This is a genomic window from Paenibacillus plantiphilus (assembly GCF_927798095.1).
GTDB classification, from domain to species: Bacteria; Bacillota; Bacilli; order Paenibacillales; family Paenibacillaceae; genus Paenibacillus_Z; species Paenibacillus_Z plantiphilus.
Genome location: NZ_CAKMMF010000031.1, coordinates 1 through 20,700 on the forward strand (window position 1 = coordinate 1; position 20,700 = coordinate 20,700).

Consider the following 20,700-nt stretch of genomic DNA (forward strand, 5'->3'; position numbering starts at 1 on the left):
GAAAGGTGGCGGGAATGGTGGTGGGAAAGGCGGCGGGAAAGGTGGTGGGAAAGGCGGTGGGAATGGCCCCGGGCCTGGGCCGGGGCCAGGACCAGGACCAGGTGGAAACGGGAACATCCCCCCCGGTCCACCGGGCCCCATGCCACCGGGCCCCATGCCACCGGGTCCCATGCCGCCAGGTCCCATACCCCGTGACCCAGCGTAGCTGTAGTTGAATGCACCTTCATAAGGCGGGTAAGTATAAAAATATCCTCCCGGTGATTGGCCGGGTGTGTACCAGTTATGCCACATGTACGTTTCTCCTTTACCTGTAATGGTTAGGCAGATGTCTCCGATTAATTGTATGCAGACAGAGCTGGTCCACTTGTGTGAATTTTTTCGAAGCTATGAATCGCTTGAATCGTTGGGCGAGCAGTGAAAACTGAAACCAAACCAATTTCCGTTTAATGATATAATGGGGGGCATTATAGCGTAACCAAGGAGAAGTTAGCGATGAGGATTCTATTTTGCAGCGACCCGATGAATCGAAGAGAGGTTGATGCGGATTACCGGGAAGAATATGAATGTGCTAGAAACGCGGGGTTCAAAGTGGATTTGATAAATTTGGAGGAGCTGATTGAAGGCAATCCGGTGCGTGCCATCCGATCAATTCCTGCGGCGGATAATGTCGAGCGAGCAATATATAGAGGCTGGATGATGAAACCAATGCACTACGAGCTTCTTTATGAGTGCCTGAAGCGAAACAATATTATGTTGATAACAGATAATCTCGCCTACAGGAATTGTCATCATCTTCCAGAATCTTATCCTGTAATAAAGGAATATACGCCTGGCACAGTCTGGTTGCATGAGGAGGATCTTAACGATTCTATTAAGCTGGAACAAGCTCTGCAATGCTTCGGTCAATCGCCGATAATGATCAAGGATTTTGTTAAATCGCAAAAGCATCACTGGCATGAGGCATGCTTTGTGCCTGATGCGTCAGATCTTAATCATGTGCAGCGGGTATTGGAGAAGTTTCTGGAGCTTCAAGGCACGGGGTTGAATGAAGGAATTGTTTTCAGAGCATATGTTAAGCTTGCACATTTAACAGATCATTCGATAAGCGGGATGCCGTTATCCAAGGAGTATCGTGTTTTCTATTTCGAGGGGCAGCCCATTTTTCTGGTGAATTACTGGGATGAGGGGAAATATGATGAGACTGCGCCCCAGTTGAGTGCGTTCAATCAAGTTGCTGAACAAGTCAATAGCCCGTTTTTCACCATGGATCTGGCACAGACAGACAGCGGAGATTGGATTATCGTTGAGCTTGGCGATGCACAAGTGTCGGGTTTGCCGGATCATGCAGATATTGAAAATTTCTATACTCTGCTTAAACGTTTTTTCTCAGCCCATTCCTAATCCTTAATCAGCAGCTCATGCAATTATCAATCCCATCCCCCCGCGATAAGGCGCTCTTAATGAATTCAATGGCTTGCAACAATGTGTAACTATTAATAATGTGAAACCATCGAAAACGCAGTAACATTAAATGTCATAATAGTTGACGCATGGTCCTTTACTATTTATAATTTATAGTATTAGAGAACTATATAAATAGGTTTTTAGTTGGATGATAGATGGCGTGAGCAGCACTGGAAAGGAGCCCCTGCAAGCCGCGGTTTAACTGGTAGACGCCGGAGGCGTTGTACTGGTAGGCCGCTCGTGCTTGCGGGGCTTTCTTAATTCCTTGATGCGCGCGCAACTTCTTCACAGGAGGCAATAGCATCATGAACCGTATTCTCTTTCCTGCGGTGGGATTAATGAACAGGCTGAATTATTTGCAAAAATTTGCGTTGATCGGTATTCTTTGCTTTCTTCCTGTGGGGTTTGCGGTACAGCTGCTAATCTCTGATATAAACCGCGAGATCGCATTTGCCCGGAAGGAAATGCAAGGAATCCGCTACACCGACCAAGTACGGCAATTACTTGAGAAGCTGCAGCGTCACCGTGGAGAGGTTAATGCCTATTTGCATGGGGATCGCTCCTTCATCGGGCCAATTGCTCAAACAGAGCGCGATATAGAGAACATCACGTTGTCGGTTGACCAAGTGGACGAAGAACTCGGCGGCGAGCTTCAAATTGGAGATCGCTGGATTGGAATCAAGGAGCAATGGAGAGCTGTATTAAAAGAAAATTATCCTGGCAACGCCCCGGACAATTACTCCCAACGATCGATGATGAGCCGCATCAGCTTCAAGAAGCATTCCGATATGATCACGGACTTGCTTTATCTTATCGGCCATGTTCGTGATACATCTGGCTTGAAGCTCGATCCTGGCAAGGATACGTACTACATAATGGACTCTATAAGCAGCAAGCTGCCTGCTATCTCTGAGCAGATGGGTCAGGTGAGGGGGATTGGCACAGGGGGCGCGGCTGTGAAGTTCATAGCGGCAGAGGATAAAACACGTCTGATTGTGCTTTCGGGAATGATTCGCACGCATTTGAATGAACTAGGCATGGAGCTGCCCGGGAAGCAGTGGGAAAACAAGCAGCTGGAGAGGCTGAATCCCCGAATCACATCGTTTCTATCGACAACAAATTCGTTTCTTGAAGTGCTGGAGCGGGAGGTCGTTCATAATGAGCAGATTACAATCACTTCCAATGAGCTGTTTCGGATAGGAACCGATGCGATCGAAGAGCTCTTTCGTTTGTACGATCTGGAATCGCCGCTGCTCTACACGGGACTTGAGAAGCGAATCGCTGAGCTGCAGCAGCGCAAGCTGTGGTTTATCGGACTGTCTGTACTGTCTATTGCAATGGTGCTGTATATTTTCGTCGCCTTCTACTATTCCGTCATTCGTGTAGTCATCGCACTGAAGCGTACGGCTCTTCGAATTATTGGCGGCGATATAACTGCTCGGGTCGCGCTGGATACCAAGGATGAGCTGTATCATGTAGGCACAGCCTTCAACAAAATGGTTGAGGCATTCGACCAAACGATGGAGGAGAGCAGACGGCAAACAGAACGTATCGAGTATATGGCTTTCTACGATGCTCTGACAGATTTGCCGAATCGCGTATTATTTCAACAGAAGCTGCTCACTGTTCTGGAAAAAGCGGAGAGAGAGCGGCTGAAAGCAGCGGTCATGTTCATCGATCTGGATCATTTCAAGCACATTAATGATACGCTGGGGCATGATGCGGGGGATCAACTGCTTCGCATTATTGCTAGCCGAATTAAGGGGAGCATCGACAGCAATGCTGTCGTCTCGCGAATGGGAGGGGACGAGTTCCTGCTGCTCGTGCCATCCCTGGAGGACCCGCAGCATGCAGGAAGAGCAGCTGAGAAAATTATTGAAGCCTTGTGCGCTTCTATGGAAATTAGTGGACATCAGATCGTCGTATCAGCGAGTATCGGCATTAGCATATTCCCCGATGACGGCAAGGAAAGCGCGGAGCTGATTAAGCGTGCGGACACAGCGCTGTACTATGCCAAGAGTCATGGAAGGAATAAATATCAATTTTTCAATCCGAGCATGAACGAAGGGACGCTCGAACGGCTTCAATTCATGTATGACCTGCGCAGGGCATTGGATGAGAATGAGCTGTCGCTATATTACCAGCCTCGGATGGAGACGGCCAGCAAGCGTATCGTCGGGTTGGAGGCATTGGTCAGGTGGATATCGCCGGAACCGGGAGCCGGAAGGATTAGAATGCCGCAGGAATTCATTTCTCTAGCCGAGGAGACAGGCCTCATCATTCCGCTCGGCGAGTGGGTGCTGCGTGCTGCTTGCAATCAGTATAAAGAGTGGGAAAGGCAAGGGATGCCGCCGCTTCGAATATCGGTGAACATATCTGTAGTCCAGTTTGGACGGGATGAGTTTGTCAGCTTGATCCGGCGAATTCTTGAGGAAACAGCGATGCCGCCGGATATGCTGGAGCTTGAATTGACCGAGAGCATGGTGATGAAGAGCGATGAGGAGGTCATTCTCAAACTGAGGCAGCTCAAGGAATTGGGCGTATTCCTGTCTATCGATGATTTTGGGACGGGCTATTCTTCCTTTACTTATCTCAAGCACTTCCCGATTGACGCGCTAAAGATAGACCGGTCATTCATACAGGATGTTCCCCATGGAGTGCGGGACACGGCAATTACGAAGACGATTATCGCGCTAGGCCGGAGGCTTGGGCTGAAGGTGGTCGCCGAGGGCGTGGAGACGAAGGAGCAGCTGGCATTTTTAAGCAGTCGCAAATGCGACGAGGTCCAAGGCTATTTGATCAGCAAGCCTTTAGCGGTGGAGGAGATTGAGCCTCTGCTGCGGAACGGCAACCTGTCAGATACAATCGGCTGATATCCACGACGGCAGATGGAGAAGTTTCTTAGCGAAGCTTCATCCATAAACAGGAGAATCCCCGTCGTATGTCGAATTGGTTCCATACTCCTAGTGATCACATGATAACAGAGCATTTGAAGGGGGCGTTTATGTATGGCAGGACCGTATATATTCGTATTTACCGGGACGAGTGGCTCGGGCAGAAAAACGATTGCTCATCGCATTGGAACAGAGCTTGGCATCGTGCCAGTGTTGTCCTGCACAACACGCAAGGCTCGCACAACAGGAGTGAAGAATCAGGATTATCATTACATTTCCAGAGATCAATTCAATGAGCTGGATGGGCAAGGACAATTTTTGCAGACCGCAACGATTGGCAAAGAGCGTTATGGCGTTCTCAGCCATGAGCTTGACAGGCCGCTGCAGGATGGCAGGCATGTGTACCTGGTACTCAACAGCGAAGCGGCAACCTTGCTGAAGAAGCTGTACGGCGACAAGGTCATTCGATTGTTTATATACGTCGATAAGGGCACAGTCAGAGAGCGCCTGGAGAGCAAGGGAATGTCCTATGATGTGGTTGAACGCTACCTGGAGCAATATCCTGAAGAAGTTGTGTATAGGAAGCAATGCGAGCATGTGATCGAGAATGTGGAGTTAACCCGCACGTTGGAGCAGATTCGCGTTGCGATTCAATCGCATTTATAGCGGCTGCTGTCCGTTGCAAGTCAATAATCTAATATATCCCAAAGGAGCTGCTCCCGCTGATCGCTTGTGATCTGTAGGGGCGGCTCTTTGCAGTTTGGAGGCCAGAGACATTTTTTATACATAAAATGAACAAAACTGCCAGTAGGGAGGAAGGGATCTGTAAATTAATGTCGAAATAAAATTATTGAAGGTTTCGTATTGTTAAATAGGAGTGAGTTTGGTCCTATAAATAAATGGAAAGTGTTGAGGTGAGGAGTTTGGTCAAAAGGATATCGTTTTTTCTTGTTTGCTCATTATTGATCGCGTTGTTGCAACCGATCGGGATAGGACAAACAGTTTATGCATCTGGAGGTGAGGTTACAAAATTTGCTTATAAAGACGTTTTTGTGGATAATGCGTTTGTTTATCCAACTGGCATAAATGCAGGGACTATTATTCCGGGAAAGCCGAATGTAGGTATCAATGTTATTGGTCCCGATTTTGATGGGGGCAACCAAAAGACCGCAATTGGCTTCAACGATTTGAACAGCGGCCTTCCGGGTTCGATCACATCCGTTACGTTAAAGGTTTTCGTGCCATATATTTATATTAACATTGGAACACATCCTAATAACGACATCAGGGTATCGCTTAACGGGTCTGACAATATTGCCTGGCCCGAAGGGCTGAGCAACAACATAGCTAATTTTCCGGCGAACAACAACGATCCCCTGCTGACTGCCGCCGTGAAGAACATCTTGGTTGCAGATGTTAACGAAACGATGCATCTGGATACTTCAGGAGACTGTGCGCCAATCAATAATGTTCTTCTGGGCTGCCTGAAATTTGATGTCACGAATTATGTGATGAATCAAATAACAACGTTAGGTAAGTCGGAGGTTACTTTTTTGATGACGGGTCGTCAAGATGCGGGAAAAACATCCTATTTCTCCATCTATCCCGACGAGAATGCGGCTTACAAGCCGCAATTGATCTTTGCTGGATCAATGAACAGCGCTCCGACCAATATGAGCTTGTCTCCTGGTCAAGTAGCTGAGAATCAAGCTCCGGGCACGTCGGCTGGAACACTGAGCACGACTGACGCGGATGCCGGAGAGACGTTTAGTTACCAGCTGGTTTCCGGTACGGGCGACACGGACAATGCGCAATTTACGATTTCCAGCAATGATCTGAGAACAGCTAGCAGCTTCAATTATGAGTCCAAATCGTCTTACAGCATTCGTGTAAGGGTCACAGACTCAGCGAGCAATACGTATGACAAGCAGTTCACGGTCTCAGTGACGAATGTGAACGAAGCGCCAACAGATATTGCGCTCTCCAGCGGCTCGGTTTCGGAGAATGCAGTCATCGGAACAACAGTTGGCACGCTGAGTTCTACAGACCCGGATACGGGAGATACGTTCACCTACACTCTGGTAGCAGGTGCGGGCAGCACAGACAATGCAAGCTTCTCGATATCGGGCAATGAGCTGAAGACGGGCATAGCGCTTGATTACGAGACGAAGACCTCCTACAGCGTCCGTGTACGGGCTGCAGACAGCGGCGGGCTAGCCTTTGAGAAAGTGTTTGCAATTACAGTCACAGACGGCAATGATGCGCCGACGAACATCTCGCTTTCCGCTTCAAGTGTTGCGGAGAATATGGTTAGCGGCACGGCAGTCGGCACGCTTACCGCTGCAGATCCAAACGTTGGGAATACGTTCACATACAGTCTGGTGGCCGGTGCGGGCGACACGGATAATGCCAGCTTCCAGATCTCAAGCGGGACGCTGCAGACGAATACGGTCTTCGACTATGAGACGAAGAACTCTTACAGCATCCGCGTGAGAGCAACGGATAACGGCGGACTGAGCTTTGAGAAGCAATTTACGATTACAATTCTCAATGGCAATGACACGCCAACCGATATTACGCTGTCGAATTCGACTGTGAATGAGAACGTAGTCGGCGGCACGGCAGTCGGCACGCTCACTTCAGCCGATATCGATGCAGGCGAAACATTTACCTACAGCTTAGTTAGCGGGATAGGCAGCACAGACAATGCCAGCTTCCAGATTGACGGCAATACGCTGAAGACGGATACGAATGCGGCTTTAAATTTTGAGTCCAAGTCGAGCTACAGCATCCGCGTGCGGGTGACGGATTCGGCGAACAATACGTTCGAGAAGCCGTTTACGATAACAGTCGTGAATGTGAACGAGACGCCGACTGATATTGCATTGTCCAATACAAGCCTGTCCGAGGATACGGCGAGCGGCACAACAGTGGGGGCGCTGAGCGCGACAGACCAGGATGCCGGGGAGACATTCGCGTATAGCCTCGTTGCCGGAACGGGCGACACGGACAATGCGAGCTTCACGATTTCCGGCAGTGATTTGGTGACGAGCACAACGCTCGATTTTGAGACGAAATCCAGCTACAGCATTCGTGTGAGAGTAACAGACTCGGCCAACAATACATTTGATAAAGAGTTTACGATCTCGGTGACGAATGTGAATGAAACGCCAACGGATATCGACCTGTCGAATGACAGCGTTTTGGAGAATGTGTCAATCGGCACGACCGTGGGAGCATTAAGCGCCACGGATGACGATGTGTCAGATACATTCACCTACACCCTGGTAGCAGGCGCGGGCAGCACAGACAATGCCAGCTTCTCCATAACGGGCAATGAGTTGAAGACGGGCACAGCGATTGATTACGAAACGAAGAACTCATACAGCATTCGCGTCAGAGCAACGGATAACGGCGGACTGAGCGTGGAGAAGCAATTTACGATTACAGTTCTCAATGGCAATGACGCGCCAACCGATATTACGCTGTCGAATTCGACTGTGAATGAGGACGTAGCCGGCGGCACGGCAGTCGGCACGCTGGCCTCAGCCGATATCGATGCAGGCGAAACATTCACCTACAGCTTAGTTAGCGGGATAGGCAGCACAGACAATGCCAGCTTCCAGATTGACGGCAATACGCTGAAGACGGATACGAATGCGGCTTTAAATTTTGAGTCCAAGTCGAGCTACAGCATCCGCGTGCGGGTGACGGATTCGGCGAACAATACGTTCGAGAAGCCATTTACGATAACAGTCGTGGATGTGAACGAGAAGCCAACTGATATTGCATTGTCCAATACAAGCCTGTCCGAGGATACGGCGAGCGGCACAACAGTGGGGGCGCTGAGCGCGACAGACCAGGATGCCGGGGAGACATTCGCGTATAGCCTCGTTGCCGGAACGGGCGACACGGACAATGCGAGCTTCACGATTTCTGGCAGTGATTTGGTGACGAGCACAACGCTTGATTTTGAGACACAACCGAGCTACAGCATTCGTGTGAGAGTAACAGACTCGGCCAGCAATACATTTGATAAAGAGTTTACGATCTCGGTGACGAATGTGAATGAAGCGCCGACGGATATCGACCTGTCGAATGACAGTGTGTCGGAGAATGCGCCAATCGGTACGACCGTGGGAACGTGGAGCGCCACGGACGAAGATGCGGGAGATACATTTACCTACAGCCTGGTAGCAGGCGCGGGCAGCACGGACAATGCCAGCTTCTCCATAACGGGCAACGAGCTGAAGACGGGCATAGCGCTTGATTACGAAACGAAGACCTCATACAGCATCCGGGTACGGGTGACAGACGACGATGGACTGAGCTTTGAGAAAGTGTTCGCAATAGCAGTTATCGACGGCAACGATGTACCGACAGACATCTTACTTTCCGCTTCAAGTGTTGCGGAGAATATGGTCAGCGGTACAACGGTGGGAACGTTGAGCACGGTCGACTCGAATACCGGCGATACGTTCACTTACAGTCTGGTGACCGGTGCGGGCGACACGAACAATGCTAGCTTCCAGATCTCAGGCGGGACGCTGCAGACGAATGCGATCTTCGACTATGAGTCGACGAATTCCTACAGCATCCGTGTCAGAGCAACGGATAATGGCGGACTGATCGTGGAGAAGCAATTTACGATTACAATTCTCGATGGCAATGACGCGCCAACCGATATTACGCTGTCGAATTCGACTGTGAATGAGAACGTAGCCAGCAGCACGGCAGTCGGCACGTTCACTTCGGCCGATATCGATGCAGGCGAAACATTCACCTACAGCTTGGTAAGCGGGGCCGGCAGTACGGACAATGCTAGCTTCCAGATTGACGGCAATACGCTAGAGACGAATGCGGCTTTGAATTATGAATCCAAGTCGAGCTACAGCATCCGCGTGCGGGTGACGGATTCGGCGAACAATACGTTCGAGAAGCCGTTTACGATAACTGTCGTGAATGTGAATGAGACGCCAACCGATATTGCGTTGTCCAATGCAAGCCTGTCCGAGGATACGGCGAGCGGCACAACGGTGGGGGCGCTGAGCGCGACAGACCAGGATGCTGGGGAGATATTCACGTATAGCCTCGTTGCCGGAACGGGCGACACGGACAATGCGAGCTTCACGATTTCTGGCAGCAATTTGGTGACGGGCACAACGCTCGATTTTGAGACGAAATCCAGCTACAGCATTCGTGTGAGAGTAACAGACTCGGCCAACAATACATTTGATAAAGAGTTTACGATCTCGGTGACGAATGTGAATGAAGCGCCGACGGATATCGATCTGTCGAATGACAGTGTGTCGGAGAATGCGCCAATCGGCACGACCGTGGGAACATGGAGCGCCACGGACGAAGATGCGGGAGATACATTCACCTACACCTTGGTAGCAGGCGCGGGCAGCACGGACAATGCCAGCTTCTCCATAACGAGCAACGAGCTGAAGACGGGCATAGCGCTTGATTACGAAACGAAGAACTCATACAGCATCCGGGTACGGGTGGCAGACGGCGATGGACTGAGCTTTGAGAAAGTGTTCGCAATAACAGTCGTCGACGGAAATGACGCTCCGACTGACATCTCAATATCCTCCGCAAGCATAGCGGAGAATGAAGCCAGCGGTACAACGGTGGGGGCGTTCAGCACGGTTGACTCGAACGGCAGCGATACGTTTACGTACACTTTGGTGAGTGGCGCGGGTGATACAGACAATGCCAGCTTCACGATCGCCGGAGGCAATCTGCTAACGAATGAAACCTTTGATTATGAGTCCAAAAATGCTTATAGCATTCGTATCCGAGTGACGGATAGCGGAACGCCGGCATTCAGCTTCGAGAAGGAGTTTGCTATCACAGTCACTGACGGCAACGATGCGCCGACAGATATTAGCCTGACAAACGCGAGCGTGGCGGAGAATCTTCCGGCAGGGACGGCGGTCGGCACAATCAGCGCGGCGGATATCGATGCAGGCGAAACATTCACCTACAGTCTGGTTAGCGGAATCGGAAGCGCCGACAATGCCAGCTTCAGCATTTCCGGCGATACGCTGCAGACGAATGATGCATTCAATTTCGAAACAAAGGCAAGCTACAGCATTCGTATTCAGGTAGAGGATTCTGCTAATCATACGTATCAGAAAGTGCTTGTCATTACAGTGGATGATGTCAATGAAGCCCCTACGGGTTCTGTCGTTATTAACGATTCTGCAGTCAATACGGCTTCTAGCGAGGTTGTGCTGGACGTGACTGCTGCCGACCCGGATGGCGACTCTCTGGAGATGCGCTTCTCCAACGATGGAACGGTATGGAGCGCTTGGGAAGCTTATGCGGCCCAGAAGGCATGGACGCTAGCTGCGCCGGATGGCAGCAAAACCGTATACATGCAGCTGCGCGATGACGCGCATTTGTCCAGCGCAACGTATGAGGACGACATCATGCTGGATGAGACCGCTCCAACCGGCACATTAATCATTAACGATGGCGATGCGAATACGAAGCATAAGAAGGTTAATCTTGCGGTGACCTCCGGTGACGGAACCGGAGTAGGCGGCATTCAAGCGCGGTTCTCCAATGATGGTGTGACGTGGAGCAGTTGGGAGAACGCGCCTTTGACCAAGGAATGGACGCTGACGAACGGCAAGGGCGTCAAGACCGTATACATGCAGTTGAAGGATGCGATGGGGAACATCAGCCCGGCTATAACGGATACGATTATTTACAAGTCGCTGCCGAAGCTGGCGAATATCAATAAGAGCGGTCAGGACAACCAGCGTATTCAGCTGTCTCTTGCTGACTTTGGGTACAGCAGTGAGGATGGCAGCGAGCTGCAGAAGATCAAGCTCGTCAGCCTTCCTGAGCATGGAATGCTCAAGCTGAATGATGTGGCAGTTAAAGTGGGTCAGGAGATTGATCTTGCAGATATCAACAAGCTTGTTTATGTTCCGCAAAGCGGCTGGGGCGGCACGATAAAGCTGGAATGGAACGGCAACGACGGAGAATTGTATTCCGATGAGGCAGCCTCATTGAGCATCGTTCTGAAAGTCGTCTCCGGCGGTGTGTATGTGCCGGTTACACCGACTGAGGGTTCAATAATCATTACCATTAACGGCAACGTCCAGGAGGGACTGGGTACTACCCAAACAACGAAAGGCTCTGATGGTAAAAAAATTAGTACGATAACGATTGATGAGAAGCAATTGAACGACATTCTGGATAAAGAAGGAAATATCTCAATTATAACGACATCTTCCATGCAAGAGGGCGAGCGTGTTGTCAGCGTGCTGAACGGCCAGATGGTCAAGAGCATGGGTGACAAGCAAGCTAGGCTGCAGATGCACACGAACATCGCTTCATACAGCCTTCCAACAGCACTCATCGACTTGAGCGCATTGTCCTCGCAGTTGGATAATGCGAAGCTGGCTGATATTGAAGTGAAAGTGGAGATGACTAGACTGTCGCAGGAAGATACTTCAGCAGCATTTCAGAAACTGGGCAGCGGCAATGTGGCGATTGTTGCCCCAGCAGTAGCGTTCAAAGTATTCGCCAGCTATAACGGCAAGACGGTGGAGATCAACCAATTCGACGCTTATGTAGAGAGAACGATTGCAATTCCCGATGGTGTTGATTTCCGGAAAATAACGACAGGCGTTACAACGAAGCCGGACGGAACCTTGGTTCACGTGCCTACTAAAGTGATACAGAAGGACGGCAAGTATTATGCCGTTATCAACAGCTTGACGAATAACGTGTATTCCGTTATCTACAACGAGAAATCGTTTGCTGACCTGGAGAAGCACTGGTCCAAGGAGGTTGTGAACGAAATGGGTGCAAGACTCGTCATCAACGGAGTGGATGACAAGCGATTTGCTCCCGATCTCGCGATTACCCGAGCAGAGTTTGCGGCAGTAATTGTGCGTGCCCTCGGGCTCCGTGATGCGAATAAGTCAATCGCATTCACTGATGTAGCTGCCGACGACTGGTTCTATACAGCGGTGGCGATTGGGCAGGAATACGGATTGATTAAGGGCTACAGCGACTCGGAGTTTGGACCAAGCAAGCTCATTTCACGTCAAGAAGCGATGGCGATCATTCAGCGGGCATTGAAGCTTGCAGGTACCCATGTTGAATTGACCGAAGATCAGATTGCAGCTCAACTGAGTGTATATGATGACAAGACGATGTTCTCGGATTGGGCAAGACCTTCCGCGGCGATTTCCAGCCAGCTTGGCATTGTTCAGGGAAGCGACGGTACGGTTCGTCCGAAGAGCAACATAACGAGAGCAGAGACAGCGGCAATGGTCAAGAGAATGCTGGTAGCTGCAGACTTGATTTAAAAATCGGCCAGAATCGGGAAGTTCCTATGAACTTCCCGATTTCTGTATCCGCTAGCGCAATGCAGTCATTGACAATTTTCGACTTTTCTAGCAAACTGAAATCAGGACTTTCGTATGATAGATTAGTCCGTTGAAAAGACATGAATGAGGGAACAAGAATGCTTCAATTTGAACAAGCGTCTTCGGATGACGAGCTCTTTCTGTACGAGCTTTATGCCGAGACAAGACGCGAGGAACTGAGTGTGCTGAACTGGCAGGAGGAGCAGGAGCAAGCATTTCTCCGCATGCAATTCGACGCGCAACGGCGTTCCTATCGGTTTCAGTATTCTGAACTTCGGCAAGAAATTGTAATGTTCGAACAGAGGCGGGCAGGCCAGCTTACCACCGCTGTCACGGAGCATGCGGTTGTGCTTGTTGATGTGACGCTGCTGCCTGATTGTCGCAATCAGGGCATCGGCACAGAGATCATAACCGGTCTCCAGCAGCATGCCGCAGCATTGGGACTGAACCTCAGGCTCCACGTCCTGCAGCATAATCGCGCGAAGCGCCTTTATGACCGTATGGGCTTCCAGGTTACAGGCGAACAGCCTCCCTATCTATCCATGGAGTGGAAGCTGCCTGACAGTCAGTCATATTACGCTGAAGGAGGTGAATAATATGTTCTCGCTTTCCCTTGCCAATAGCGTGACGGGAGGTCGGTTTCAAGTGTGCAATGCGTCTTACGATGCTCTGACGCTAACGCTGGACGAGGTTATGGACAGAGGCTCCAATGCAAGCTTTGAGCAGTTTGCGCTTCTCTTCAGAGGATCAGTGGACCTTCCAATGCCGCAGGGCGTGTATACACTGCAGGAGGAGCGCCTTGGGATCGTCGAATGGCTGCTCGTTCCTGTTGGCAAAGAAGCGGACAGCTATCTTTATGAAGCGGTTTTCAGCCTGCTGCGTGCTCCATCAAATGGAGGCTAAATAGGATTAATTGTTGGCAATCTCATTATTTTCGAAAGGGGAAGCGGCATGAGTGATATGTATGTAGGTGAAATTCGGATGTTTACGGGAAACTATGCTCCTGTGGGCTGGGCGATGTGCAATGGCCAATTGCTGAGCATTAGTCAAAATGAGGTTTTATATACACTGATCGGAACGACCTACGGAGGAGATGGACGGACGACCTTTGCGTTACCTGATCTTCAGGGACGACTTCCGATTCATATGAACTCAAGCTATCCCATAGGGGCAAAAAGCGGCACGGAAAGTGTGACACTCCTTTCTACCCAGATGCCTGCGCATACTCATATACCGAATGCTTCAAATGTCGAGGGTACAAACGCGAATCCAGCGAACGCTGTATGGTCAGCAACCACTGTTGTGAATGTTACTCCATATGCCGCTACTGCACCTAACACAGCAATGAACCCCCAAAGTATTGGCAATGCCGGGGGCAGCCAGCCGCATGACAACATGATGCCATTCTTAACGGTTTCATTCATTATCGCACTGCAAGGAATCTTCCCATCCCAGGGCTAAAGAAAAAATAAGGAGGTTTCATTATGGCGGAGCCGTTTTTGGCCGAGATCAGATCTTTTTCATTTAATTTTGCCCCTCGGGGCTGGGCATTCTGCAACGGACAGCTGCTTTCGATTCAACAGAATCAAGCGCTGTTCTCTCTTCTTGGAAATACATATGGAGGAGATGGACGCACCACCTTCGCACTTCCGAATTTGCAGGGAAGGGTCCCTATCCATAGAAGCAGCACCATTCCATATGGTACATCAGCCGGGGAAAGCACTCATACGTTGACGATAAACGAAATGCCGATGCATACGCATCAGGTGTTTGGAAGCATGGACCCCGCTACTTCATCCAAGCCTACGGATTTCACTTGGGGGACGAACAGCACCAACACTAATATATATGACACCACGGCTGATGCTGTTATGAGTCCCAATTCTATTGGAATAAGCGGCGGAAGCCAGGCTCATAACAATATGCAGCCGTACACAGCATTGAATTATTGTATAGCGCTGGCGGGCATTTTCCCGAGCAGAGGTTAATCCAGAGGAGGGTTATTATGGCAGATCCGTATGTTGGTGAGATACGAGTTTTTGCAGGGAATTTCGCGCCTAGGGATTGGGCGCTGTGTGATGGAAGTCTAGTAAGTATTCAGCAGAATTCGGTGCTCTTCTCTATCCTTGGCACGACCTATGGCGGCGATGGGAAGACTACGTTTGCTTTGCCGAACTTCATGGGAGCTGCTCCAATCCATCAGGGAAGCGGAGCAGGATTGACTCCCCGAACGCTAGGAGAGAGTGGAGGCTCCCAGGCGGTGACGCTGATAACGACCGAGCTTCCTTATCATACGCATAGCGTCAATGCCCAGACAACGCCGACGCAGGCAGATCCGGCAGGAGCTATATGGGCCAGCTCGACGGCAAACAGGGGGCAGGCGATCTATAGCGCTACTCCGAATGTAGCGATGAGTCCCCTGGCGCTAAATCTTACAGGAGGCAGTCAGCCTCATAACAACATGCAGCCTTTTGTGGCCATGAATTTTATAATTGCACTGCAGGGTGTATACCCGCCAAAGCCGTAATAAAGCGTTGATTAAGATAAAACAGCAATGATATTAAGAAAAGAAAACTGGCGCCGGTGTTGAACCGGCGTCAGTTTTTGTCGTTTTTGCAACTTTAATAAAAAGACACCCCACAGAATTCCATCGGACAAGATTGTCCAATGTCTATTCTAAGAGGTGCTTTAAGTACGCTGGTTGCAAGTATTACTTCGCAGCTTCGTAACGCTTGCCTACTTCAGACCAGTTCACAACGTTCCAGAACGCGGCGATGTAATCAGGGCGTTTGTTCTGATAGTTCAGGTAGTATGCGTGCTCCCATACATCCAGACCAAGGAGCGGCGTATCGCCTTCCATGATTGGGCTGTCTTGGTTCGGAAGGCTGTAAACTTTCAGCTGACCGTCCTTGCCAAGCGCAAGCCATGCCCAGCCGCTGCCGAAGCGAGTAGCAGCCGCTTTAGCGAAATCCTCTTTGAACTTGTCGAAGCCGCCAAGCTCACTGTCGATTGCTGCTGCCAGTGCGCCAGCAGGAGCGCCGCCAGCGTTAGGACCAATCGTTTCCCAGAATAAGGAGTGGTTGGCGTGACCGCCGCCGTTGTTGCGTACTGCAGTGCGGATCGCTTCAGGAACACTGTTCAGATCAGCAATGAGATCCTCAATGGATTTGCCTTGCAGCTCAGGAGCGGACTCCAGCGCAGCGTTGAGGTTCGTTACATAAGCGTTATGGTGACGGTCATGGTGGATCATCATCGTCGTTTCGTCAATATGCGGCTCAAGTGCATTGTTCGCGTAAGATAAAGCAGGTAGTTGGTGTGCCATGTTTAATAAAACCTCCTGTTTTATGTATCATTTTCACTACTCATTATCTCTGATTAAGGATAATAAATCAACATAAATGTTTAGAAAGTCTGTGATCCATAGCTATGTTGATTTGACATCGAATACTCGAATAGAATTACCTTAACCATTCGTTTTATACCCCTCTAAAGATCCTCTATAGCTTCTCCAAAAAAGGACAATTACAATTAACCGCTCTGCGCATTTATTGAAACATGGAAATATGTGAGCATGCCCGTTCGGATTGGATTGGCTCTGAATAGGGTAAAAAGATACTATAAATTATGTCTTGGTGTCTTGGCTGTGAGCATAAGCTCAACAAAGGAGTGTTTATGTTCACAGAAGAATGGAGCCTGGCAAACCACAGCCTAGCCAAAATGTTGGGAGGGATGAATATGCCATGGAACAGCCGGAATTACCCCGAGTCACTCAAAAACTTTGAGCCGCGCGTGCGCAATAAGGCGATTGAAATCGCAAATGCTTTGCAAGAGGAAGGGTATGAGGAAGGACGGGCAATCGCTATAGCAACCGCACAAGCGAAGGAGTGGAATGAAGCGCATCCCGATCATTCGAAAGACGGTCAGGACGCGGTCTCACCGCCAACTCACAGTATTCGACATGTCGTACCGCATGAGGGAGGCTGGGCGATCAAGCTCGAAGGGTCAAACATTACAGATGCGGTGTTTCATACGAAAGAAGAGACTTTGGCCAAAGCGAAGGAGATGGCTTCAGACGATAACGGCATTGTAATTGTTCATCGCAAAGACGGGCGAGTGGAAACCTCCTACAATTATCGCTAAATGTCAATGCGTGCAAATTAACAATAGACTCGAATGGTCCCGATATTCGATTATGAAGCGGGACTTTTTTTCTATTTCATGGGAATGAAAAGTCGAATTTCAATGTAAGCGCTTAATTGATAGCGTTTTCAAAAGAAAAACGGCTATTTCTTTATTTTTTTAAGGTTTTTTAAAGAAATTAGAAGGAATTCGGATGATTTTGTCGTATTATTAATTTTGCCTAAATTTTTCGAGACTGCACGTAGAGGGGTTTGAATCATGGACGTTCGTACTTTCCAGTTGTCCGATTACCGGCCTGTTACTCAATTACTTGAAACGGTTTTGTCGGAAGAATGCTATGAGCTGACAATTGAGGCGTTTGCCCGGCAGCTGTCATGGGACAGTGAGCTTGTGCTTGTCGCTTCTATTGAAGGTGAGATTGTCGGTATGATTATTGGCACCATAGATAACAACAAAGGATACTATTATCGCATAGCTGTTCTGCCGGAATATCAGCGTCAAGGTATTGGCAAGCTGTTGATCCGTTCTCTGCGTCAGCGGTTTGAGCAGCGGAATGTACAGAAAATCATGATTACTGCGGACGAGCATAACGAGCCGATTCTGAAAATGTACGAATCGCTTGGATATGCAGCTACGGATTTCTTTCGTTCGTTCCAGAAGCTGAGTATTGTTGCAGGCTAACTGCGGTACGGGGCTTGAAATCGCTTTAAGAGCATAAGATAAAAAGAGAGAAGCATATTTGTATGCCATTGATTTTGGCGTGCAGATATGCTTTTCTTATAGTAAGAACTTCTGTGGGAGCACAACAACGATATGGAAATTTACCGTCATTGTCTTATTAAGAGCTTCAAGCATAATGGTCGTCTGCATCGCATGTGGCTTGAGAATTGGCAGGTTCCGAATGAACGGCTTCGGCCTCAGCATGCAGCCGAATCCATGATCGTGCTCATCAATCGGCAGACACCGATTCAGGAGGCCGACGGCAAGCAGTGGATTAGCCGGGTTCCGGCGGTTTCTTTCTTTATTCCGGGGGAATGGTTTAATGTCGTTGCTCTGCTGGAGAATACTGGCGTCCGGTACTACTGCAATATTGCATCGCCTCTATTCTATCAGCAGGGGATACTGACGTATATCGATTATGATCTGGACGTTATTCTGCCTCATGGCGGCGCCGCTCAAGTGGTTGATCGCGAGGAGTATGAGCTGCACAAGGCCGCTTATCATTATTCGGCGGTTGTGGACAGGAAGGTTATGAGCGGTCTTCAAGCGCTGAGCAAGCGGATTGAGAAGAGAAGTGAGCCGTTTCATGATGACGAAGTAATCGCATATTATGAGGCATGGCACAAACAAATGGGCGAGGTGTAGCACAGGATGACGAAATTATCGGATTCGCTTAATGAAGCTGAGCCTGCTTCAATCGGTCCCCGCAAACGTTCGGGAGCTGACAACAAGCCGCCGAAAGTAAGCAAGCCGGACAAGCCTCGCAAGCGGGAGAAGGACAAGAAGCCGGGCAAGCCAATGCCTAAGTGGGCGGCAGAGCTGTGGGATTGGGGTCGCACGCTGGTTATTGCCGTCACTATTGTTCTGCTGGTTCATTATTTCGTATTTAATTTATCCACGGTGGAAGGACATTCCATGGAGCCTACACTTCTGGAGAAGGAATGGCTGTTCGTGAACAAATTACCCTACCGCTTCGGATCGCCGGAGCGTGGCGATGTTATTATTTTGGAAGACCCGTCGGAGAATGGTCCAGAGAAGAAGAAGTTACTGGTTAAGCGGATCATCGGAATACCAGGCGATACGATTGAGATTCGGGAGAGGCAGCTTTATCGCAATGGAGAGCTCGTTATCGAGGCTTACACCGATTCGGAAATTGATGATATGGACTACGGACCAATTAAAATCGATGCCGACAAGTATTATGTTATGGGGGATAATCGTCATGCGAACGGAAGCAAGGACAGCCGTGAATTCGGTCCCGTTTCGCGTGAATTGATCAAGGGCCGCGCAGATTTCATTCTATGGCCCATTACCAAAATGAACGCATTGTAAGCGTTGGGAGTTGTGAAGGTTGAAGGATGTCATGATCTATACGGACGGCGCTTGCTCCGGCAATCCCGGTCCTGGTGGCTGGGGAGCCGTCCTCTTTTATGGTGATCACCGAAAAGAAATATCAGGAGCAGAGCCGGCAACTACGAACAACCGTATGGAAATTCAAGCGGTTATTGAAGCGCTGAAGCTGCTGAAGGAGCCATGCAAGGCTTCGGTATATAGTGATTCTGCTTATGTCGTCAATTGCTTTCAGCAAAACTGGATCAGGGGCTGGCTGAAGAACGGATGGAAGAACAGCAAGAAGCAGCCTGTTGAGAATCAAGATCTGTGGCAAGCGCTGTGGGCGCTTATGCAGAAGCATCAAGTCAGCTACGTCAAGGTCAAGGGACATAGCGACAATGAGTGGAACAATCGCTGTGACGAGCTTGCACGCGAGGCGATCAAACGTATGTAGGCTTCGCTTGGGTGATCTGCTTCGCGGGCCGAGCGGCAGCGTTCTGAGGGCCGCAGGGCAGTATTCGAAGGAGGACATTTGAAGTGGACAGCACGGCAGCATGGGTTAAGCTGAAAGCAGATATGAAGGAAGCTGCGGCGAGCCTGGGCATTGACAAAATTGGCGTAGCGTCGGCTGCGCCGTTCACAACGCTCAAGCAGCGTCTGCTGATTCATCGCGAGCGGGGCCATGAATCCGGCTTCGAAGAGCCTGATCTGGACCGGCGCACAGAACCGGCGCTGCTGTTCGAGGACCCGCAAAGCATTATTGCAATTGCAATCGCTTACCCCTCCAAGCTGCAGGATGCGCCCAAGTCTGAGCCGGGAGCCAGACGAGGCATTTTATCGCGCTCTGCTTGGGGGGTGGATTATCATACGGTGCTGCGTGACCGTCTAAGCCGTCTGGAGACATGGCTGAGAGAACATGTGCCTAATGTTCGTGTGGAGAGCATGGTGGACACTGGAGCGCTCTCTGACCGCGCTGTAGCGGAACGGGCGGGCATAGGCTGGAGCGCCAAAAACTGTGCAATTATTACTCCTGAGTGGGGTTCATGGGTTTACCTTGGTGAAATGATTACGAATTTGCCGCTTCCACCCGATATACCTATTACAGACAATTGCGGCACCTGCACCGCTTGTATAGATGCTTGCCCGACTGATGCCCTTGTTGGTCCGGGACAGCTTAACTCGCAGCGCTGCATCTCCTTCGTTACTCAGACGAAAGGGCTTGTCTCGGATGAGATGATGCGGAAGATCGGCAACAGGCTATACGGCTGTGACACCTGTCAGATCGTCTGTCCAGAGAATCGGGGCAAGAATTGGACGCATCAGCCGGAGCTGCAGCCGGATGCAGAGAAGGTGAAGCCGCTGCTGGTTCCTTTGCTCACGATGGGCAACAGAACCTTCAAGGAGGTCTACGGCAGCGGGGCATCGGCTTGGCGCGGCAGGAAGCCGATTCAGCGCAATGCTGTTATCGCGCTGGGCAATTTCAAAGACAAGAGCGCGATCCCTCATCTTGCCAAGGTGCTGGCTGAGGATCCTCGTTTCGAGCTGAGAGCGACAGCAGCCTGGTCACTAGCCCGCATCGGCGGGGATGATGCGGAGACGGCGCTCAGGAGCGCAGCGGGGCGCGAGCGGGAGGAGCCCGTTATCGAGGCGATTGCTGCTGCGCTGGCCTCCTTCAAGGATGAGGCCTCCAAAGAGGATGAATGCAACGCCTGATTTGAAAGCCTGTTGATTGCAGCATGAACGTACAGATA

Annotated in this window: 17 protein-coding genes; 15 read left to right on the forward strand and 2 right to left on the reverse strand. The window is 50.1% G+C overall.

Annotated elements, in window-relative coordinates:
* The first annotated feature begins 492 nt into the window (after positions 1-492).
* Positions 493-1,401 (forward strand): ATP-grasp domain-containing protein, encoded by a 909-nt coding sequence (locus tag L6H65_RS21770; protein WP_236344895.1) that lies wholly within the window; start codon positions 493-495, stop codon positions 1,399-1,401.
* A 187-nt stretch (positions 1,402-1,588) separates the two neighbouring features.
* On the opposite strand, the gene L6H65_RS21775 is transcribed toward L6H65_RS21770, so the two are convergent.
* Positions 1,589-1,771 carry a hypothetical protein gene (locus L6H65_RS21775; RefSeq protein ID WP_236344897.1) on the reverse strand — a complete coding sequence of 61 codons (183 nt, stop codon included), beginning with the start codon at positions 1,769-1,771 and terminating at the stop codon, positions 1,589-1,591.
* Here L6H65_RS21775 and L6H65_RS21780 point away from each other — a divergent pair.
* The 8 genes from L6H65_RS21780 (at position 1,770) to L6H65_RS21815 (ending at position 15,284) form a co-directional block, all read left to right on the forward strand.
* Entirely contained in the window at positions 1,770-4,337 is a 2,568-nt protein-coding gene (locus tag L6H65_RS21780) for a putative bifunctional diguanylate cyclase/phosphodiesterase (RefSeq protein WP_236344899.1), read from the forward strand. The two genes, L6H65_RS21775 and L6H65_RS21780, sit on opposite strands and share 2 nt — an antisense overlap.
* Positions 4,338-4,472: 135 nt before the next feature.
* Positions 4,473-5,024 (forward strand): guanylate kinase, encoded by a 552-nt coding sequence (locus L6H65_RS21785; protein ID WP_236344900.1) that lies wholly within the window; start codon positions 4,473-4,475, stop codon positions 5,022-5,024.
* 386 nt (positions 5,025-5,410) lie between these two features.
* Positions 5,411-12,697, forward strand: a complete 7,287-nt coding sequence (locus L6H65_RS21790; protein ID WP_236344901.1) for a cadherin domain-containing protein — start codon at positions 5,411-5,413, stop codon at positions 12,695-12,697.
* Between the two features lie 158 nt (positions 12,698-12,855).
* On the forward strand, positions 12,856-13,353 hold the full coding sequence (locus tag L6H65_RS21795) for a GNAT family N-acetyltransferase (protein WP_236344902.1): 498 nt from the start codon (positions 12,856-12,858) through the stop codon (positions 13,351-13,353).
* Position 13,354: 1 nt separating this feature from the next.
* Entirely contained in the window at positions 13,355-13,660 is a 306-nt protein-coding gene (locus L6H65_RS21800; RefSeq protein WP_236344903.1) for a DUF6916 family protein, read from the forward strand.
* Positions 13,661-13,708: 48 nt separating this feature from the next.
* Positions 13,709-14,218, forward strand: a complete 510-nt coding sequence (locus tag L6H65_RS21805; RefSeq protein WP_236344904.1) for a phage tail protein — start codon at positions 13,709-13,711, stop codon at positions 14,216-14,218.
* 23 nt (positions 14,219-14,241) lie between these two features.
* Positions 14,242-14,745 (forward strand): phage tail protein, encoded by a 504-nt coding sequence (locus L6H65_RS21810; protein ID WP_236344905.1) that lies wholly within the window; start codon positions 14,242-14,244, stop codon positions 14,743-14,745.
* 17 nt (positions 14,746-14,762) lie between these two features.
* Positions 14,763-15,284, forward strand: a complete 522-nt coding sequence (locus tag L6H65_RS21815) for a phage tail protein (protein ID WP_236344907.1) — start codon at positions 14,763-14,765, stop codon at positions 15,282-15,284.
* 183 nt (positions 15,285-15,467) lie between these two features.
* On the opposite strand, the gene L6H65_RS21820 is transcribed toward L6H65_RS21815, so the two are convergent.
* Positions 15,468-16,079 carry a superoxide dismutase gene (locus L6H65_RS21820; RefSeq protein WP_236344908.1) on the reverse strand — a complete coding sequence of 204 codons (612 nt, stop codon included), beginning with the start codon at positions 16,077-16,079 and terminating at the stop codon, positions 15,468-15,470.
* A gap of 413 nt (positions 16,080-16,492) precedes the next feature.
* On the opposite strand from L6H65_RS21820, the gene L6H65_RS21825 reads away from it, so the two are divergent.
* The 6 genes from L6H65_RS21825 (at position 16,493) to queG (ending at position 20,662) form a co-directional block, all read left to right on the forward strand.
* Complete coding sequence (locus L6H65_RS21825) at positions 16,493-16,897, forward strand: DUF2188 domain-containing protein (protein ID WP_236344909.1); 405 nt, start codon at positions 16,493-16,495, stop codon at positions 16,895-16,897.
* A gap of 258 nt (positions 16,898-17,155) precedes the next feature.
* Entirely contained in the window at positions 17,156-17,578 is a 423-nt protein-coding gene (locus L6H65_RS21830; protein ID WP_236344910.1) for a GNAT family N-acetyltransferase, read from the forward strand.
* 132 nt (positions 17,579-17,710) lie between these two features.
* Positions 17,711-18,262, forward strand: a complete 552-nt coding sequence (locus L6H65_RS21835; protein WP_236344911.1) for a DUF402 domain-containing protein — start codon at positions 17,711-17,713, stop codon at positions 18,260-18,262.
* 6 nt (positions 18,263-18,268) lie between these two features.
* Positions 18,269-18,949, forward strand: coding sequence for a signal peptidase I (gene lepB, locus L6H65_RS21840; RefSeq protein ID WP_236344912.1), 681 nt, complete (start codon positions 18,269-18,271; stop codon positions 18,947-18,949).
* A gap of 19 nt (positions 18,950-18,968) precedes the next feature.
* The gene (gene rnhA / locus L6H65_RS21845) at positions 18,969-19,403 is read left to right on the forward strand and encodes a ribonuclease HI (protein WP_236344913.1); all 435 of its coding nucleotides are present in this window, start codon (positions 18,969-18,971) and stop codon (positions 19,401-19,403) included.
* Between the two features lie 122 nt (positions 19,404-19,525).
* A complete protein-coding gene (queG, locus tag L6H65_RS21850) occupies positions 19,526-20,662 on the forward strand; it encodes a tRNA epoxyqueuosine(34) reductase QueG (protein WP_236344968.1) in 1,137 nt (378 codons plus the stop codon).
* Positions 20,663-20,700 lie beyond the last annotated feature (38 nt).

Bases quoted from the DNA above. Each gene is read 5' to 3' on its own strand.
- L6H65_RS21825 (WP_236344909.1), top strand. From the start codon at position 16,493: ATGCCATGGAACAGCCGGAATTACCCCGAGTCACTCAAAAACTTTGAG.
- L6H65_RS21795 (WP_236344902.1), top strand. From the start codon at position 12,856: ATGCTTCAATTTGAACAAGCGTCTTCGGATGACGAGCTCTTTCTGTAC.
- L6H65_RS21780 (WP_236344899.1), top strand. From the start codon at position 1,770: ATGAACCGTATTCTCTTTCCTGCGGTGGGATTAATGAACAGGCTGAAT.
- L6H65_RS21770 (WP_236344895.1), top strand. From the start codon at position 493: ATGAGGATTCTATTTTGCAGCGACCCGATGAATCGAAGAGAGGTTGAT.
- L6H65_RS21830 (WP_236344910.1), top strand. From the start codon at position 17,156: ATGGACGTTCGTACTTTCCAGTTGTCCGATTACCGGCCTGTTACTCAA.
- L6H65_RS21775 (WP_236344897.1), bottom strand. From the start codon at position 1,771: ATGATGCTATTGCCTCCTGTGAAGAAGTTGCGCGCGCATCAAGGAATT.
- L6H65_RS21810 (WP_236344905.1), top strand. From the start codon at position 14,242: ATGGCGGAGCCGTTTTTGGCCGAGATCAGATCTTTTTCATTTAATTTT.
- L6H65_RS21815 (WP_236344907.1), top strand. From the start codon at position 14,763: ATGGCAGATCCGTATGTTGGTGAGATACGAGTTTTTGCAGGGAATTTC.
- L6H65_RS21785 (WP_236344900.1), top strand. From the start codon at position 4,473: ATGGCAGGACCGTATATATTCGTATTTACCGGGACGAGTGGCTCGGGC.
- lepB (WP_236344912.1), top strand. From the start codon at position 18,269: ATGACGAAATTATCGGATTCGCTTAATGAAGCTGAGCCTGCTTCAATC.
- L6H65_RS21820 (WP_236344908.1), bottom strand. From the start codon at position 16,079: ATGGCACACCAACTACCTGCTTTATCTTACGCGAACAATGCACTTGAG.
- L6H65_RS21805 (WP_236344904.1), top strand. From the start codon at position 13,709: ATGAGTGATATGTATGTAGGTGAAATTCGGATGTTTACGGGAAACTAT.
- queG (WP_236344968.1), top strand. From the start codon at position 19,526: ATGAAGGAAGCTGCGGCGAGCCTGGGCATTGACAAAATTGGCGTAGCG.
- L6H65_RS21835 (WP_236344911.1), top strand. From the start codon at position 17,711: ATGGAAATTTACCGTCATTGTCTTATTAAGAGCTTCAAGCATAATGGT.
- L6H65_RS21800 (WP_236344903.1), top strand. From the start codon at position 13,355: ATGTTCTCGCTTTCCCTTGCCAATAGCGTGACGGGAGGTCGGTTTCAA.